Here is a 17,630-nt window from a genome sequence, read left to right as displayed (position 1 = left end):
TAATTAATATCTGATATTTCAGATTATATCAATAATATATTTTTTTGTAAATCTATATTAACTAATTTTTCAGATTTTTATATTCAATCACTCCTTTCTTTTCGAAAAAAGTGATTGATATTTTTACGTTAAATCACTCGCAGCAACTTCTTTAATAACTTCTATATGCTCTTCCATAATTTCTTGTGCTAATTTGACATCTCGCTTCATCATCGCATTTAATATTTGTCTGTGATGAGCATTAGCAAGTAAAGAGCGTTCTAATAATTTTTCTGTTAACATCGTTGCAATCCAATAGATGTGGGCTTGTAATGAATCCATAATTTGAATAAGTCTTGCATTATTTGTGTAATGAATGATTGAGTGGTGTATATCGCGATCAAGTTGTAAAAAAGACTCAATCTCCCCACTCTTTATATCCAAGTCAACTTGATCTATTCGATTAAGTAATTGAGAGATGGTAGCTTGAGGAATACGATCGATTGCGAGTGCAATCGCTTCACGCTCCAAAGCTTTTCTAACATCAAATATTTCAATAATATCCTTTACGTTTGGGCTTTTTACAAACGTCCCTGAGCGTGGCTTAATTTCTATAAAGCCATCTTGCTGCAAGCGATTTATGGCATCACGTAAAGGAGTTTTACTTACTCCTAATTCATCGATTAATTCTTGATAATTTATCCTTGAACCTGGCTTTAATTGATTCGTTATAATTTTATTTTGAAGATAGAAGTAGACCCTTTCATTTAAATTTCGTGTATCTACTTTTTCATTAAAAGTACTCAATTTTCGATCCCCCATCTACGTTCCAGTTACGATTTAAAAGAATTCTAAAAATACAAATTATTATATAAAAATATCTTATAAATAAAATAGGTGGATTTCAAGGTGCTAAAGAATAAATGTAGGATTAAGTTTAAGATTTGTACAATCGTTACAGATGTTTTGATCAGTTCTGGGGATTATTAATCATCTAAGCATTACGAAGCAATTAATGATTGATTACACTTCAATTTTTTTATCACTTGTTCAAATTTATCCATCAGTTTCTCACTTTTATTCATCACTTCTAGCAGATTATTTATCACTTCGGATTTATCAATCGGTGTTGACAAGTTAAAGAAATCTTGAGGTGTGAGGCTTATTGCTCGTTTAGTGGGATAAAGAAACGAGGCTACATAACGTAACCCCGTATTTGTCCATTATTCTACTTATCTTCTAAAGTTAACACGACTCGGCCGTTAATTTGCCCGTTGATCATACGATCAAAAACTTCATTAATTTTTTCAAGCGGTTGAACTTCAACGATTGTTTTTACTTTTCCTTCTGCGGCAAATTGGAGTGCTTCTTGTAAGTCTTTTCGTGTTCCGACAATAGAACCGATAATTTTCGTACCATTTAAAACAGTGTCAAAAATAGGTACTGGCATTTCTTCAGGTGGTAACCCAACGAGTACGCATGCTCCACCACGGCGAATCGCTTTGTAAGCAGATTCAAAGGCTGGTTTCGATACGGCTGTCACGACGACTCCATGTACCCCGCCGACTTTTTCCTTAATAAATGATGCGGCATCTTCTTTTTGTGGGTTCACAACTAAGTCTGCCCCAAGCTCTTTGGCTAGCTCAAGCTTTTCATCTCCTAAGTCAACGGCTACGACATGCAGTCCCATTGCTTTCGCATATTGGACAGCAACGTGACCGAGACCACCTACTCCATATATTGCTACCCACTCTCCAGGTTTAGCCTCCGTTACTTTAAGTGCCTTATATGTAGTTACTCCTGCACAGAAAATAGGGGCTGCTTCCTCAAATGATAAGTTATCAGGAATTTTCACGATATAATCGGCAGCTGCTCGACAATATTCAGCGTATCCTCCATCAACAGAGTAACCTGCATTTTTTTGACTTTCGCATAACGTTTCTTGTCCATTTAAACAATAATCACAATGACCACATGCAGAATATAGCCAAGGGACACCGACACGATCGCCAACCTTCACATGCGTTACACCAGGGCCTACTTCTTCAATGACCCCAACCCCTTCATGTCCTGGAATTAGTGGTAATTTTGGTTTTACTGGCCAATCTCCATGTACTGCGTGTAAGTCTGTATGACATACACCACATGCTTTCATACGAACGAGCACTTCTCCAAATGAAATGCTTGGTTTATCTACTTCTTTCACTTGTAGTTGTCCTTTAAATTGTTCTACGACTGCTGCTTTCATGAGCCATTCCCTCCTACAATATTTGACCATGTTAATGAATTGTTTTAAGTAATAACCCTTGCTTCCACCACCGGTTGTTTCTAGCACAACCTTTACGTTACTATTTTACCATGTTTTACAAGTCACCAAACCTATTTGTGAAAGCATTCACAAATTTGTCAAAACAATTTGGATGTTTTGTGAATAATACTAGTGAAACATGTTACGAAAAGAACAAAAGCGCGAGAGCTTCTCTAAAGCGACGTACAATCTGTACCATTTTAGTAGGAGATAAAGGAAACACGGGTGACGTTCGATGTTGACTTATCGTGCGTATGAAAAGGAAAGTTTGCTAGCTGCTAACGCCCGGATCTTGACAAAAAACAACTATGATCAAAGTTGTCCGCAGGTCGACCAAAACAAAACAATCCCCTTATTACCCTGTGTCTTTTAGGATAATAAGGGGACTTTATTCTTTATAGTATAAAATCGTCAACAAGTATATAGAAGGTTTATTTTGCAATTTCATCTTTTACTCCTTTCTTTCAAAATTTTTATTACACTACAGTCAGTTTCTCTTCTTTCTCATGGAGAATTTCCTTCGCAGCTCTTTCCCACCATAAATCTTCGTCTTTAATTGGTAATTCAGGTTTCATTATATCGTATTTCGGTAATACAGCGTTTTCACCCATGTCACAACAAATATCGAAAATTTCATCAAAGTGAGCGAATGACATTTAAACCACCTCCCTCTCAAATACTTTGATTTCTCCGTTTATTTATAGGATTATGAGATGAATCATCAGACCCTTTTCGATTTATATTATGATGGTTACTCCATTTATATTCGACATCTTCTAAACAGAGATTCTTTTTTTGAGGAGAAAAGATGTTACCTTCCCTTCCTCACTTTTATTATAACACCATTTAATGGAAAGAGAGATAGAGATATTGACAATATTGTTAACGCTTACATTTTATACAGACTTAAAAGCTTCAAAAGGCCAATATGTCAACAGGTGACATATTAGCCTTTACGGCGTCACTTTTTAGACTCAAGGAGCTAGGCATGAACAACTCCGATCCTTGCAGATCGAATTTAAACTTTCTGAAACAACAAAAAGAGTGAACCATTCATACGATGAATCGTTCACCTATTTTTCTACCCTTACAGCATTCTCAAACGTTTGAAATTGTTCATCGGATCCGAAAACAATTAGCTTATCGTTTGCCTCTAGTTTAACATCCGGACTCGGATTCGTCATAAATTCGTCCCCTTTTAGAACGGCAACAACGGTTATCCCGTACCGGTTTCGAATGTCAGCTTCTCGAATAGATTTCGATATGAGGGGAGAGTGAGGCTCTAAATTTATTTCCTCAAACCCATATTCTTCTTTTCCAACTTGTAACATCATGTCAACATAATCAACACTTTTTGGTTTTAATACCGATAAAACCATTTGTTTTCCACCAATCGATTGAGGGGTAATTACTTTGTCTGCACCTGCTTTTAATAACTTTTCTTTTGTTGTTTTCCTTTCAGCTCTAGCAACGATCGTTAAGTTTGGATTTAACTCTTTCGCAGTGAGTGTGATAAACACGTTTTCAGCATCACTGGGAAGTGTTGAGATTAAACCAGAAGCCCTGCTAATACCTGCCTTTATCAACACTTCTTCATCTGTTGCATCTCCATTGATAAAGTTTACATGATGATCGACTAGTTCCTTAATATAATCTTCCTTTTTATCTATAAATACAGTCGGAATCTTTTTTTCCTGTAATTGAATCATCACTTGTTCCCCTACACGTCCAATCCCACAAACAATGATATGGCCTGACAATTTTTTAATATCTTTTTCCATCTTTCTTCTCCTCACCGCTAGTGAAAATTCTCCTTCAATCATAAGTGCAGTAATCGAACCGATTACATACGTTACAATTCCAATACTAATTGGAATAATGAATAAAGCGAATACCCTTCCTTCCATTGTTGTTGGAATAAAATCACCATACCCTACGGTAAGGACCGTAATGACAGTTAACCAAAAGGCGTCGAAAAACGTCAGCTGCTCAAAATACATAAAGCCGATTGAGCCGATCAATGTAACGACAGCCATAAAAATAAGCCCTAAGCGCAAATGTTGAAAAACGTTCATAATAATGTCTCTATTTCCCTTTCTCCTAAAACTTCATACAAGTTTAATCCGATGCCTGTCATACAACTTAGGTTGGCCAATTTAAGTATGAACAGGATTACCTTTTATTAAAATTTCATTATTACGATCTAAATCCCATATACATGATAGATTTACAGATTACGTTACCATTATCGCATGCATTTTCGTGACTCATCGTGAAGCGGTAACGTAACAGTTATTGTTGTCCCTTTTTGAGGAACACTTTCAACCTTCAACGTTCCATTCATCGCATGAATGATTTTAAGCGCAACCATTGTTCCTAATCCTGTTCCTTTTTCTTTCGTGCTAAAATATGGCTCCCCAAAACGGCTAACCTGCTCCTCAGTCATGCCAACACCTGTGTCTTTAATTTTTATCGTGACTTTGTTTTTACTAACCGCTGAAGTTATCCTTAGCTCCCCGCCATTAGGCATTGCTTCAATACTGTTCTTTAAAAAATTTAAAAAACATTGATGAAAATGATGAGGACATCCTATAACGAAACCCGCTGCTAACTCTTTTGATAGTTGGACAGAATTCATATTAGCAATAGGTCTTATCATGTCAATCACTTTTTTCAGCTCTTGATCGACTGGAATCTTTTCAATTTTTTGTGGTGCAGGTTTTGCAAAAGTTAAATAATCATCAATGATGGAGCTCGCACGATCTAATTCTTGTACAGCAATGGAGATGTATTGATTTTTCAATTCATGTGTTAAATCAGGCGCTTTTAGTAATTGCATAAATCCTTTCACAACTGTTAATGGATTTCGGACTTCATGCGACATACTTGCAGCTAGTTGACTAACAACCTCCATTTTCTCCACTTTCACCAATTTAGAACGCATAAAAATCGCATCTTTCAATGTTTCAATAAGGTATACGACAAATAATAGTGCAATAGGCGGAATAATGATAAAATCCACGACATAACTTTGAGTTACTTTAAAATCGGCGATAATAATGGCAATAATCGTTGAAAGTATAGCAAGGAAAAATGTTAACAAAGTCGACATGACAAGTTTTTTTGTCCGGTTTAATTGAATAAATTTCGTTGAATAAAGTGCTGTAACGATATACATCGCCACATAAACAACAATTGTGACAATGTTAAATCCGTAAAGAATAAAGCGAACGATCAGTAAAATGAGTAATAACGGAAAACCAACAACCCATCCTCCATAAAGCGTTCCGATCAAAAATGGGATTTGCCGGAAATCGTGAATACAATCTGGTGCAATATAAATAGGAAACCTCATGCATAAAAAGAGTGGGACACTTAAGCAAACAACCATAAGAAACTGTTGGTGTCGCTTGCTCTTTTGAAAATATTGAACATAATCTAAAAGAAAATATAAAAAAAATATACTAACTACTACATAAAAGAGATTATTTAATACGTTTTGATTAATATAAATAAAATCCATATTATGCATCCTTCATCGTATTTACTAACCTAGTTTATTATACCTAAAAATAACGGATTCATATAGGGACTTCGTTATATATTTTCATAGCAGCTTCTAAAAAGTCGACCTTTACATCCTGTTTAACAGAAAAAGATTCCGATGAAAAAAGAATGACACGACAAAAGAGACGTCTGAGGTCGCTTAAAGGGATGTGGGGATATTTGCTAATCCCCTTACTTTTTTATTGAGTAAGACTTTCTAAGCGCCCTTTCGTTACGGCTAATAAGTCCTTTACAGCTAATTCAATTTGTGTACCAATTTTCCCGCCACTGACAATGATCGTATCTAACTGTTTAGCCCTTTCATCGAGAAATGTTTTATATTGCTTTTTCATTCCAATTGGTGAACAGCCGCCGCGAATGTAACCCGTCCATTTTTGAATCTCTTTGACAGGTACTAGATGGAGGCTTTTCTCACCGGCTGCCTTTGCGGCGAGTTTTACATTTAGTTCATACAGAACAGGAATAATAAATACATAAATCTCCTTAGACAGCCCTTGTGCCACTAATGTTTTATAAACAACCTTTACATCCTTTCCAATTTTCTTAGCAACTGATATACCATCAATTTTCCCATCGTTGTTTTCATAAGAATACATTTTGTAAGCAATTTGTTGATTGTCTAATATTCTCATCGCATTTGTTTTCGATCGTTTTGCCATGATTCATCACCCCAATGACTCATTTGCTCCACTTTATTGTAGCAAATGAGTCTTCCTTTTGCTTATTTATCCTTTTTCACCTATGAATCTATCAAATGGCCATTGTTCGAATCCGCTGATTATGGTATGGTTTCCAAAGAAACTTTAAAAGACAAGGATTGAGAGAAATGCGTACAGCTTTATCTTCCATTCAATGGATGGTATTTATGATCGCTGGAACAATCGTGACACCGATTGCCGTTGCGGCATCGTTTGGGATGGATGCCCATGAAACCGCTGGGCTTATTCAGCGAACGATATTTGTTCTCGGTTTATCTAGTTTATTACAAGTATTATTTGGGCACCGATACCCTATCAATGAAGGTCCTGCCGGATTATGGTGGGGCGTTTTCGTCATATATGCAAGCTTAGGGCCGACATTATTCGGGTCTCATGAAAAAACATTACAGGCGATTGAAGCTGGTATTTTAGCAAGTGGTGTTCTATTTATTTTATTAAGCTTGTTCGGCCTCATTGAAAAAATTTCTAAATTGTTTACACCTGTTGTAACCGGTGTGTATTTACTACTCCTCGTCTCTCAATTAAGTGGATCTTTTCTTAATGGAATGCTTGGCGTTGGCTATCGTAAAGAAGGTGTTGACTTACATGTTGCCGGTCTATGTTTTGTTTTAATCGTCTTTACATTTTTGTTAATACGAAAAGGTCCTGCTGTGGTAAGGCAATATGCGATTTTAATAAGCCTAGCTATAGGCTGGGTCTTATTTGCCTTATTCGATCTCGCGATTCCGATTGAAAGGCCAAATCAATTTATTGCTTTTCCGCAAATTTTTGCCTTTGGTGAACCTGTATGGGATACCGGGATGATCGTCACCTCCGCATTTATTACGTTGTTATTACTAGCGAATTTAATTGCAAGTATTCAAGTTGTGGACCAAGTATTAAAAAATCAAGGAATTCAAAATGGTGAGACTCGCTACCGTCAAGCGGGCTTTATGACAGGTATTAACCAACTATTAGGCGGTTTCTTTTCTGCCATTGGTTGTGTACCAATTTCAGGAGCAGCTGGCTTCATCGCAACAACGAAAATCTCAGCAAAACTTCCCTTTATTATCGGGAGTGTACTCGTTATCACTATGAGCTTTTTCCCAGCGATTACTTCGTTTTTCGCGGCGCTCCCAACGCCTGTTGGTTTCGCGACCATTTTTACTATTTTTGCAAGTATGATTGGTTTAGCGTTTGAAGAATTTGATAAGGTACAAGATGCAAAACAAGCAAGATATGTTATCGGCATTTCTCTTTTAACAGGGATTGGGGCAATGTTTGTTGCCTCAAGTGCATTTAAAGGGATCCCACCAATCGTCACTTCTCTATTAAATAACGGGTTAGTATTAGGAACTGTTGTGGCGATTTTCGTTGATCAATTGACGAAAAGTCGAACGAAGTAACGGGTTTGGGGCCTTCCAATTATGTTGGGAGGCATTTCCCCTCCAAAAAAATAACCCCCGACAAAATATGCCGAGGGTACACATGCCTATTAAAATGGACAAATTAATGTTTCAAATCAACATAAACGACGCGAACACCATGTTCATCCAAATTATGCTTAATCTTTTCTGTTGTCGGTTCATCAATACCTTTTGGTAAAGTAATCATAATTCTTCTTATATTAATGGCATCACTATCTAGTGAAAGCACACTTTTTACCGAAGAATATTTATTAATGATTTTTAAAATTTTGGCCAATACACCTGGATAGTCGTTTGTCGCTAAAGTTAACGTCACACCACCGTTTTTATTTGCTAAAGAATCCTCAAGGAAGTCAATCACTTTCGAATGCGGAAGAATGCCTAAAAACTCTTCTTGATCATTAACGACTACGAGAAACGGAAGGCGACGAATGGTCAAAAATATATCTAAAAACGAACTTTCTTCTTTAATAAATGCTTTTTGATCCTTGATGACTTCTGTTACCGGATTATCGTAAGCTGTTTCTCCTTTTTCTAATATATGTACTTTATACACATTTCCAAGGAACCTTTTCTCATCTTCATCTAAAACAGGTATACAACGATAACCCGTTGAATACAACAAATCTAATGCTTCTTTCAACGTATTGGTTTCTTTACAAAAGACAACTTCTTCCTTTTTTATGTAATTCCCTTTTACTAACATCTACTATCCCTCCTATAAAGAGCTTATTATATTATTTCCTTATGACTTGCTATTTTACCTTCATACATGAAAAAAATTATGAAGAAATAGCCGTATTTATTGGAGTCATTTTGTATGTTTTTTTAAATAGTGGAATTTTTATCGAAAAACAAGTCCCTTTTTCTATTTGACTATTAACATCGATTGTCCCTCCCATAGCATGAATAATCCGATACGTCACCATCATACCAAGACCGGTTCCTTTTTCCTTTGTAGAAAAATAAGGTTCACCAAGTCGATTGATTTGCTCCTTTGACATCCCTTTTCCCGTATCTGTAATATCAATATGTACATGAGTATCTGATGAAGTCATATGAATTTTTAGCTGACCACCTTGTGGCATGGCCTCAATACCATTTTTCACAATATTCAACAAGCACTGTTGCAATTTCTTACGTTCTCCCAAAACGAAGTATTGTTCTTGTTTAATGTGCGTGTCCATTTCAACGGAATTCATATTCGCAAAAGGCGTCATAATTTGGACAACATTCTCAATCTGTTTCTTCACGTCAATCACTTCTTCTTCATCAACCGTTGGCTTTGCAAACGTTAAGTACTCATTAATAATGGCTTCTGCTTGATCCAATTCTTTAATCGCAATATCAATATAATCATGCTTATTTTTATGTACTTCATCATACAAAAGTTGCATAAAGCCTCGACTCGTTGTCAACGGGTTTCGAACTTCATGGGAAATACTCGCAGCTAAATGGCTCACAATTTCCAGCTTTTCCGCCTTGATAATACGCTGAAACATTTCGAAATTTCGGACAACCATTTCTGTTAGGAATACGACAATGATCACTCCAACAATTTGTCCAATCATCAGTTTTATGAATAGCAAAGATTCAATCATCGTTTGAAACTGCCATGTTACAAAAAGGAGATAAATAATCGTTGTTATTAAGGTCATTCCAACACTTAACAACATTTTATAAAATATATTCATTTTTAAAAATGATTTAGAAAATAACGGGACAATTGAAGCAAATAGAAAATTCTGAATAAAGAAGGAAGCAAAATTTATACCATCAAAAAAGAAAAAGTGAAAAATGATGATGATCGCAAACATTTTATAACTTAACCTAAATCCACCATATAATCCCGCTATCAAAAATGAAATTTGTCGAAAATCGAATGTGAAGTTATCGTGGATGGATATTGGAAACAACATACAAAGAACCATGGCTGATACAGGTAATAAAGGCTCTATCCACTTTCTTACCTTACCGAGATAATTTGCATTAATAGGAAAATAAATCACTTGAACAAATAATAATGGAAGAATAATAAAAAGCAGATTATTCAGTATTTCTTTCGTTGCCATTCCCACTATGCCCACCGCCATATCCTATTTTTAATTATTCTACCATAAACAATTGACTCCAAAAACAAAAATAACGAAAAATGATAAAATCATATGAATAATTTGTCCTTTCAGTCTATTTTGAAATTAATAACAAAATACCTCCCCTTAAATACTATACTATTCTAACAATCTTTTAATCGAATATTGTTTTACTATAGTAAAAACTTCAATGTTCACAGGTGCTTACGCTCACATTTTAATTGTGCAGTTTAGTCGTTCGTTTACATTTTCATAACAAATTAGCAAAATACTATTCATCGCTTTTTATACTGTATTATGATAGAAGTGTCAAAACCCAAATCATGGTAAGGAGGCTTTTTAAGATGAGCAAGAAAGTATTGATTGTTGCTGGAGATGCGGTGGAGTCTTTAGAAATTTACTACCCTTATTATCGTTTGTTAGAGGAAGGGTTTACGGTAACAATTGCTGCACCGAAGAAAAAGAAATTACATACGGTTGTCCATGATTTCATCGGTTGGGATACGTATGAAGAAAAACCGGGTTACTTAATTGATGCCCATACTTCATTTGCAGAAATAGATCCAACTGAATACGATGCTCTCGTTATTCCTGGTGGACGTGCCCCAGAATATATACGTCTTGATGAAAACGTACCAAACATCGTCCGTCATTTCTTTGAAGCAGATAAACCTGTTGCAGCCATTTGCCATGCGTCCCTTGTACTTGAAACCATTCCTGATGTTGTGAAAGGTCGTAGCATGACAGCATACATTGCTTGCAAACCAGGTGTTGAAGCGATTGGAGCCAATTACATTACGGACACAACTCATGTAGACAACAACCTCGTTTCCGCTCATGCTTGGCCAGACTTACCAACGTTTATGCGTGAATTTATTAAACTATTAAATAAGTAATTAAAAATAGGCGCTCTATGGAATAGAGCGCCTTTTATAATAAGAAACATTATGATCCTGGCGGCAATACTAAGTAATAAACACTTGTAAAGAAAACAAGGGCGATAAGCGTAGCACTATATGCTTTCCATGCTTTTAAGTTTTGAGACACTTCGATTACTTTCACTAATATTAAATAAATCCAAACGAGCGAAATGATAAGTAAAATATACATGAAGACGGATGTGTTACTACCTGTGCTAAAGGAAATAATTGCAGGAAAACCAATAATAATTGGCACGATTGCGAAGCTTGTCAGTCGATTTAATACACGTAGTAAACCCGGCCCCCCAAAAGCTCTTCCTCCAGCCCATAATAGGAACGAAAGTCCAACTCTCGTAATAAAAATCATAAAAATACCAAGTACTAAGACAAACGAAAACGCAAAAACTTGTAGTAGTTGAGAGTCAAATTTTATATAATCTGCAGGGATGTACGTGTAAAAAACAAGTCCATAACATACACCAACAAGCAATGTAAAGATTGTCGCCCATTTCGAATAGTTTTCTGAATGGACAATTTTAGAAATAGATTCTTTATTTAATAGAAGGGTTTGAAAAATTAATGATAACGCGCTCATGTACTCACCTGCTTTGAATGTAAAGATGTACGGATAAAAAGGTGAAGGAAACCTTCACCTTTTCCTATTAAAAATGCCATGGAGAAATGGCCCAAATGATTGTTAATGTGCTAACGACTAAAACAATCATCGCACCGACTAAACTATTGTATCTTGCTGGATTCACATCACTCCACCCGTGAATACGTTCGATTAGTTTATGATCCTGCTTTGTTGTTAACTTAGTTTGTAAGCTTGGCATTTTATTCGTAATCATGGACACGACAACTAAAATGATAAATGCTACCGGAACACATAGCATAGCACCTGATAAACCAAGGCTATCTGTTAAAGCATGACCACTTACGACAATACTCGGGAATACAAATGGTGAAACAACAATATATAATAAGCCTGATATAACAACTGAAGCAATCGCCCCATATTTATTCGCACTCTTCCACCAAACACCCATGAGGATAATTGGCGCATTTGTGACAGCTGCTAATCCAAACGCCCAAAGAATACTAACGACAAGAAATGATGGTGGCTTGATGGCTAATAAAATACTAACAATCCCACCTAAAGCAATGGCAATATAGCCAATACGTATTTTTGTTTTCGTTGTTATATTTGGCATTAGCGTTGTAATAATATCTTGTGAAAGTAAAGCACCAATTGCTAATAAATTCCCACTAAGAGTAGAAATACCAGCTGAAATCGCTCCTGCAATTACGAGAGCCGTTACCCATTCAGGGTTATAGACAAGATTTAAAATAATCGTTAATTTATCCGCATCAGCTGCAGAGATGATATTACCATTCGTACTATTAAAGAACACGCCGGCAAATCCCATGGTGTATGTAGCTGAAAAAACAAGTCCTAAGATGAGGGCAAACCAAACCATTGCTTGTCTAGCACTTTTTAAACTAGAGGCCGTATAGATGCGCATAGCTAGATGAGGAAGTCCTAAAGAACCTAAAGTTAATGCCGGAATGATTGCAAAATACCACTTTACGCCAAATTGATAATCAAAGAAGTCTGGAACAGCTTGTAACATCGATGGAACCATGTCCGTATATAATAGCGGCGGGAAATACCAACCTGTTGAACCCATCGCCTTCATAATCGCGCCTAAAGGAACGATGAACATCAAAGCAATAATCACCATTTGAACGGCAGCATTATTTGTTGCCCCTCTCATCCCACCTATCGTTACATAACCTGTAATTAATAGTCCACCTACAAATAATCCGGTCATATAAGGAATACCAAACAGCATTTCAAATGTTTTCGCAATTCCAATCATTTGTCCTAATGCATACATTATGGAAATTAAAATCATCCAGATTGCAACAATCACGGCCGCCGACTTTCCATACCTTTCCTTAACGAAGTGAGCCGGAGAATATGCGCCCATACGTCGGAGGCACGTTCCGTAAATAATTGTAATCAATGGAATAGCCAAAATCATTTGTATCCAAATGAAAACGAAAGGAGCTTTTAAATTTAAGATTAGTCCTGTTACTCCTAAAAATGTTGCTAAACTCATATACGTTGAAGCCATTGCTAAACCATTTTTAACAGGCCCTACGCCACCACCTGCAACATACAAATCTTCTACCGATTTACTAGCTCTGTTTGAAAACCAACTAATAATGTAAAACAATATAAAGGATGCGATCACTACACCTAAGCCAAGGATAGGATTTTCTAATTGCCATGATTGCTGCTCCATATTAGATAACCTCCTTATCTTGGATTTCTTGGTTTCTTCGGTCTTCCTCTTCAATGGCTTTATCGATATGATCGCCTATCTTACCAGCAATTAGCGTTAGGAAAAATACACCGAACCATCCAACCAAAACAGGTACGATATACATAATTGGAAATCCAAATAAGTTACCTTCTACTGGAAAAATCGAAAATAATAACCCCATATGACCCGCTATTAAAAACAAAGCAGATAAAATAATCGTAAACCAAACTTCTTTTTTATAAGCTCCCATCAATACCCACCTTTTCAGAAAAAGTTTTTCCGCATATTTTGAAGCGCTTACATCGGTGTTTTTACTATTAAATTACTAATCTAGACTGAACGTTCAGTCGATTCAAACAAACTACCCCTTTGTTTACAAATGAAAATTAATTCAAGTTCAATAGTGTTTCCAAAGAATTTTTTCTAGATCGATGCCGAACAATTGCTCATGTTGCCTCAACAAGCCTCCAGTTTGTTATGAGACACCCTTTCGAACAACCGCTCATTTTTTATTTATATTAACCCACCACATCCTCTCTACAATTTTTTAATTATTATTACACGTTTATTATACACGAATTTTTAGAATATTGTTATAATTCATTAATATTTTTAAAAAATATTTTACTTCAAATTTCTGAAGTAGTCATAAATTACACCCCAACTATACGAAATAAATCTATGGGATTGATTTTTAACGAATTGATATTTTTATTGAACACCGATATAAAATTGTGCTAATATCCTTATGGAATTTTAAGGTTGTTGAAAGGGGTTCTATACTTGAAAAAAACACTACTTTCCCTACTAACTATCTCAATACTATCGATCGATACTTTCCAAGTTGATGAAAAAAATATAGTCCTATATATTTTTTGCCTATATTAAAAACCAAATTCAAAAAGGGCTATCCCTATGGAACCCTAAATCGATTTTTAAGCAAGTTACTGCTTACGAAAAAAAAGCTGTCCCCAATTAGCGTAAAAAGGGACAGCCTCCATTTAATAACATTTCAACCTACCATTCAAAGCTTCTCTCTCATCTCTTTCCTCAATTTAACGAGCTCATCAAATTGATAGAAAAAGCGTATTTTTTCTTCTGCCATTGTGTCTCCCTTTGGCTTCTCATCGACAATGAATCGCATAAATGACTCAGCTATGTCTTCTTCTGGATTCGTCATAGCATATTCTGATATAAACTTCGACTTATGTTTTTCATAAAACTGATTCATTGCTTCATCACTTTCAGCTTCCATGGCCTTTTTCCACTCTTCATGAATGTCCTTCCAGAACGTTTCGTAAAATTGATTTAAATAAGCGTCCTTTTTTAAAGTGCCTTCGTCCGTTGTATACGTCTTGGTATCTTCTTCTACATCTTGCATTTGTGTATCATTTAACGTCATAATGTGGCCTAATTCATGAATAATGGTATCTTGTATATCTTTTATTACTAGTTTGCCCTTTGAATCAAAGGCATCTTTTTTATCCACTCCAAGTAGCCATGTTTGATTCGTGTCGTCATTCGGCACAACGTATGCTAACATTTCATCTTTTCCATCTGTCCCAACTTCGAAGCTCGTTATGCGACTCATAATTTTTTCAGGAACAATCTTCGTTACATAACTCCAAATTTGTTGGTGCTGTTCATCTTTTTCAAAATCGATCTTGCCATTTTTTACTTGATATGTCCTTTCTTCATTAAATTCATCGTCTTGTTCTTCATCCGAAGCCAACTCTCCTGTTAAATCACTCACAACAGATTCAAATTCTGCCCAATATTCTTCGGAAGCTTCACGATCTCCTTTTTCTTCAAGCTGAATAATTTCTTGAAAAATTGATTTCAACTCTTTTCTTTCTTCCTCAGTGAAAAATGGTTCATACAATTCACCATCATTTTCTTCATTACTTTTTGCGTGATAGCTTTCCGCTTTCTCAAGGGGTTTCTCATCACCACTTGTCTTTTGAATAAATATACTTCCTAAAAAAAGACTAGCTGTTATAACACCAATTATCGCTATTATTCTTGTTTTCATACGTTTATCTCCTCTCTCTTTACGATCTTTGTTGCCATTATATAAAGGTAAACTAAAACAAAACATAACCGAACCTTACATAATCCTTAAATATCCTTGTCGAAAAACATTTCCATGATATGATAAGAAAGAAAAATTTGTAACATGGAGGTTCCTTATGTCAAATTTCATTTTCATTGCCGAAGATGACGAGGATATTAATCATTTAGTGGCCCTTCATTTAAGAAAAGAAGGTTATCAAGTATTTCAAGCATTTGATGGACTAGAGGTGCTAAAACAATTTCAAAAAAAGACGCCGGATTTATTAATTCTTGATGTGATGATGCCAAAAATGGACGGATTTCAAGTATTACAAGAGGTGCGCAACACGCATAAAGTGCCTGTAATTATGCTTACAGCTAGAGGACAAGACGAAGATAAAGTGCTCGGTCTTGGGCTAGGAGCTGACGATTATGTCGTCAAACCGTTTAGCATTATCGAACTCGTCTCTCGCGTTCAGGCACAAATTCGTCGTTACACACAATACGGTCGAAAAGAAGAGCCTACCCTCATCGTCAACGGAGCTCTTGAATTTGATCCATTCAACGTAACTGTAAAGAAAAATGGCATATTCCTTGATTTGAAACCGAAAGAACTAAAACTTTTATCTATTTTGATGAAGAATATCGGAAGGCTATATACGAAAACACAACTGTATGAGCTTGTGTGGGATGAGCCCTACTTCGGTGATAGCAATACGATCATGGTCCATATCAGTCGCTTACGTGAAAAAATCGAAGATGATCCTAAACACCCAACTTATATTAAAACGGTAAAGGGGTTAGGGTATAGGATGGATCGCCATGGTTCATAAAAAAGCACCATCGATTACGAAACAATTTTTCACAAATTATGCTCTTTTATTTTTCATTTTACTTTCTTTAGTCGGGGTGACTTCCATTGCTAACTATATTTATGTCGAATCGATGTATGAAGAGGTAGATGATGATTTTGTAGAGAACATTTATGTAGATATGAAAACATTCGGAATAGAAGAAGCCTTTTCACTTAGTGGACTTCCAAGCAATGCTTATATTGAATATATTAGCCCAGAAAATAAAGTGTTGGCTCAATATAATAGCGATCATCCTATTGGCTTTGCTTATGATCAAAAAGAGTTATTAAGAGAAAGCAATCATTCTAATTCTATCAATTTATATATACCAAAGAATGACGAAAATTTTTTACTATTGTATTTTCCAGAAGTTAATTCGACTATGACGCTTGATGATGTTTTTATTTTCACTACCGTTTTTTTTATTGCCAGTCTAATAATCGTGTTGATGGTTTATGTAAAGCGTACATCCATTCAAATAATTCAACCGATCCAAAAGCTACTTGGCGGCATTCGCTCCATCTCATCCGGAAATTATAATACAACGATTCAATTTCAAGCCAATCGGGAGCTAAATGAATTAAAAGAGGCCATCAACGATATGGCACAAAAAATTCACAAAGAAATACGCTTACGTGAAAAATCAGAATCGAATCGCAAACAACTTATATTAGATATTTCCCATGATTTAAAAACACCGTTAACGAATATTCAAGGGTATGCTGATACGTTGCTCCAAATAAATGATTTAAATGAGGAAGATCGAAATAAATATCTTCAAATCATTGTAAACAATAGTAAGCGCGCAAACAAACTGTTTCAAGATTTATTCGAGCTGTCTCATATGGACATGCAAGAAACTGTATTTTCATTAGATAAGTGTGATTTATCCGAGTGGTTGCGCTTAATGCTCCATACGTATGTGGATGAATTCGAAGAAAGAAACATAGATTACGAATTCGATCTTCCTGAACAACCGCTATATGTCAAGGTCAATCGAGAAAAACTAGAGAGAGCAATTAGCAATTTACTTAACAATAGTATGGAGTATAGTGAAAAGTCGATACGAATTACTCTGAAAGAAGAACAAAACAGCGCCATTCTCATTATGGAGGACAAAGGAAAGGGAATTCCGATAGAGCTTCACGAATCGATTTTCGAACCGTTTGTCCGTATCGATAGCGCAAGAAACGTAAAAAACGGCGGGACAGGCCTTGGCTTAGCCATTACGAAAAAAATCATTGAAAAACATCAAGGTACTATTACACTAGATCCAACTTATAAAGCAGGCTGCCGTTTTATCATTCAGTTGCCACTGACTCAGAATTGATAAAACGGGGGTCTCCCCCTCTACTTTTTGGCTGACCTGAAGAAAAATAACGTATAACAAGCTTAACGG

The 17,630-nt window shown here is 35.8% G+C and carries 16 protein-coding genes; 4 read left to right on the top strand and 12 right to left on the bottom strand.

Annotation, left to right across the window (positions count from 1 at the left end):
* Nucleotides 1–123: 123 nt before the first annotated feature.
* The 6 genes from MLD65_RS11625 to ybaK form a co-directional block, all read right to left on the bottom strand.
* Nucleotides 124–786 carry a GntR family transcriptional regulator gene (locus tag MLD65_RS11625; RefSeq protein WP_243292039.1) on the bottom strand — a complete coding sequence of 221 codons (663 nt, stop codon included), beginning with the start codon at nucleotides 784–786 and terminating at the stop codon, nucleotides 124–126.
* A 421-nt stretch (nucleotides 787–1,207) separates the two neighbouring features.
* Entirely contained in the window at nucleotides 1,208–2,227 is a 1,020-nt protein-coding gene (adhP, locus tag MLD65_RS11620) for an alcohol dehydrogenase AdhP (protein WP_243292038.1), read from the bottom strand.
* A gap of 536 nt (nucleotides 2,228–2,763) precedes the next feature.
* The gene (locus tag MLD65_RS11615; protein ID WP_243292037.1) at nucleotides 2,764–2,943 is read right to left on the bottom strand and encodes a hypothetical protein; all 180 of its coding nucleotides are present in this window, start codon (nucleotides 2,941–2,943) and stop codon (nucleotides 2,764–2,766) included.
* A gap of 417 nt (nucleotides 2,944–3,360) precedes the next feature.
* Nucleotides 3,361–4,362: a potassium channel family protein gene (locus MLD65_RS11610; protein ID WP_243292036.1), complete on the bottom strand. Its 1,002-nt coding sequence runs from the start codon at nucleotides 4,360–4,362 to the stop codon at nucleotides 3,361–3,363.
* Nucleotides 4,363–4,532: 170 nt separating this feature from the next.
* Nucleotides 4,533–5,810 (bottom strand): sensor histidine kinase, encoded by a 1,278-nt coding sequence (locus MLD65_RS11605; RefSeq protein ID WP_243292035.1) that lies wholly within the window; start codon nucleotides 5,808–5,810, stop codon nucleotides 4,533–4,535.
* A gap of 223 nt (nucleotides 5,811–6,033) precedes the next feature.
* On the bottom strand, nucleotides 6,034–6,513 hold the full coding sequence (gene ybaK / locus MLD65_RS11600) for a Cys-tRNA(Pro) deacylase (protein ID WP_243292034.1): 480 nt from the start codon (nucleotides 6,511–6,513) through the stop codon (nucleotides 6,034–6,036).
* A gap of 167 nt (nucleotides 6,514–6,680) precedes the next feature.
* Here ybaK and MLD65_RS11595 point away from each other — a divergent pair, with 167 nt between their 5' ends.
* A complete protein-coding gene (locus MLD65_RS11595; RefSeq protein WP_243292033.1) occupies nucleotides 6,681–7,958 on the top strand; it encodes a purine/pyrimidine permease in 1,278 nt (425 codons plus the stop codon).
* A gap of 103 nt (nucleotides 7,959–8,061) precedes the next feature.
* Here the strand turns inward: MLD65_RS11595 and cbpA are convergent, their stop codons facing one another.
* Together cbpA and MLD65_RS11585 are read right to left on the bottom strand one after the other, a co-directional pair.
* Nucleotides 8,062–8,685, bottom strand: coding sequence for a cyclic di-AMP binding protein CbpA (cbpA, locus tag MLD65_RS11590; protein ID WP_243292032.1), 624 nt, complete (start codon nucleotides 8,683–8,685; stop codon nucleotides 8,062–8,064).
* Nucleotides 8,686–8,761: 76 nt separating this feature from the next.
* Nucleotides 8,762–10,051, bottom strand: coding sequence for a sensor histidine kinase (locus MLD65_RS11585; protein ID WP_243292031.1), 1,290 nt, complete (start codon nucleotides 10,049–10,051; stop codon nucleotides 8,762–8,764).
* Nucleotides 10,052–10,416: 365 nt separating this feature from the next.
* Here MLD65_RS11585 and MLD65_RS11580 point away from each other — a divergent pair, with 365 nt between their 5' ends.
* Nucleotides 10,417–10,968: a DJ-1/PfpI family protein gene (locus tag MLD65_RS11580; RefSeq protein WP_243292030.1), complete on the top strand. Its 552-nt coding sequence runs from the start codon at nucleotides 10,417–10,419 to the stop codon at nucleotides 10,966–10,968.
* 49 nt (nucleotides 10,969–11,017) lie between these two features.
* Here the strand turns inward: MLD65_RS11580 and MLD65_RS11575 are convergent, their stop codons facing one another.
* The 4 genes from MLD65_RS11575 to MLD65_RS11560 form a co-directional block, all read right to left on the bottom strand.
* Entirely contained in the window at nucleotides 11,018–11,587 is a 570-nt protein-coding gene (locus MLD65_RS11575) for a YIP1 family protein (protein WP_243292029.1), read from the bottom strand.
* Between the two features lie 67 nt (nucleotides 11,588–11,654).
* Entirely contained in the window at nucleotides 11,655–13,304 is a 1,650-nt protein-coding gene (locus MLD65_RS11570) for a sodium:solute symporter family transporter (protein WP_243292028.1), read from the bottom strand.
* A 1-nt stretch (nucleotide 13,305) separates the two neighbouring features.
* Nucleotides 13,306–13,575 (bottom strand): hypothetical protein, encoded by a 270-nt coding sequence (locus MLD65_RS11565; protein WP_243292027.1) that lies wholly within the window; start codon nucleotides 13,573–13,575, stop codon nucleotides 13,306–13,308.
* Nucleotides 13,576–14,349: 774 nt separating this feature from the next.
* Nucleotides 14,350–15,357, bottom strand: coding sequence for a zinc-binding metallopeptidase (locus MLD65_RS11560; RefSeq protein ID WP_243292026.1), 1,008 nt, complete (start codon nucleotides 15,355–15,357; stop codon nucleotides 14,350–14,352).
* Nucleotides 15,358–15,514: 157 nt separating this feature from the next.
* Here MLD65_RS11560 and MLD65_RS11555 point away from each other — a divergent pair, with 157 nt between their 5' ends.
* Nucleotides 15,515–16,210, top strand: a complete 696-nt coding sequence (locus MLD65_RS11555) for a response regulator transcription factor (protein ID WP_243292025.1) — start codon at nucleotides 15,515–15,517, stop codon at nucleotides 16,208–16,210.
* Nucleotides 16,200–17,561, top strand: a complete 1,362-nt coding sequence (locus MLD65_RS11550; RefSeq protein ID WP_243292024.1) for a sensor histidine kinase — start codon at nucleotides 16,200–16,202, stop codon at nucleotides 17,559–17,561. The genes MLD65_RS11555 and MLD65_RS11550 overlap by 11 nt, the downstream gene beginning before the upstream one ends.
* The last annotated feature ends 69 nt before the right edge of the window (nucleotides 17,562–17,630 follow it).

Origin of the sequence: Bacillus sp. FJAT-47783, assembly GCF_022808615.1 — a bacterium.
Classification (GTDB): domain Bacteria; phylum Bacillota; class Bacilli; order Bacillales; family Aeribacillaceae; genus Bacillus_BZ.
Note: the sequence above shows the minus strand (reverse complement) of the source record. Positions and strands in the feature narration are given on the sequence as shown.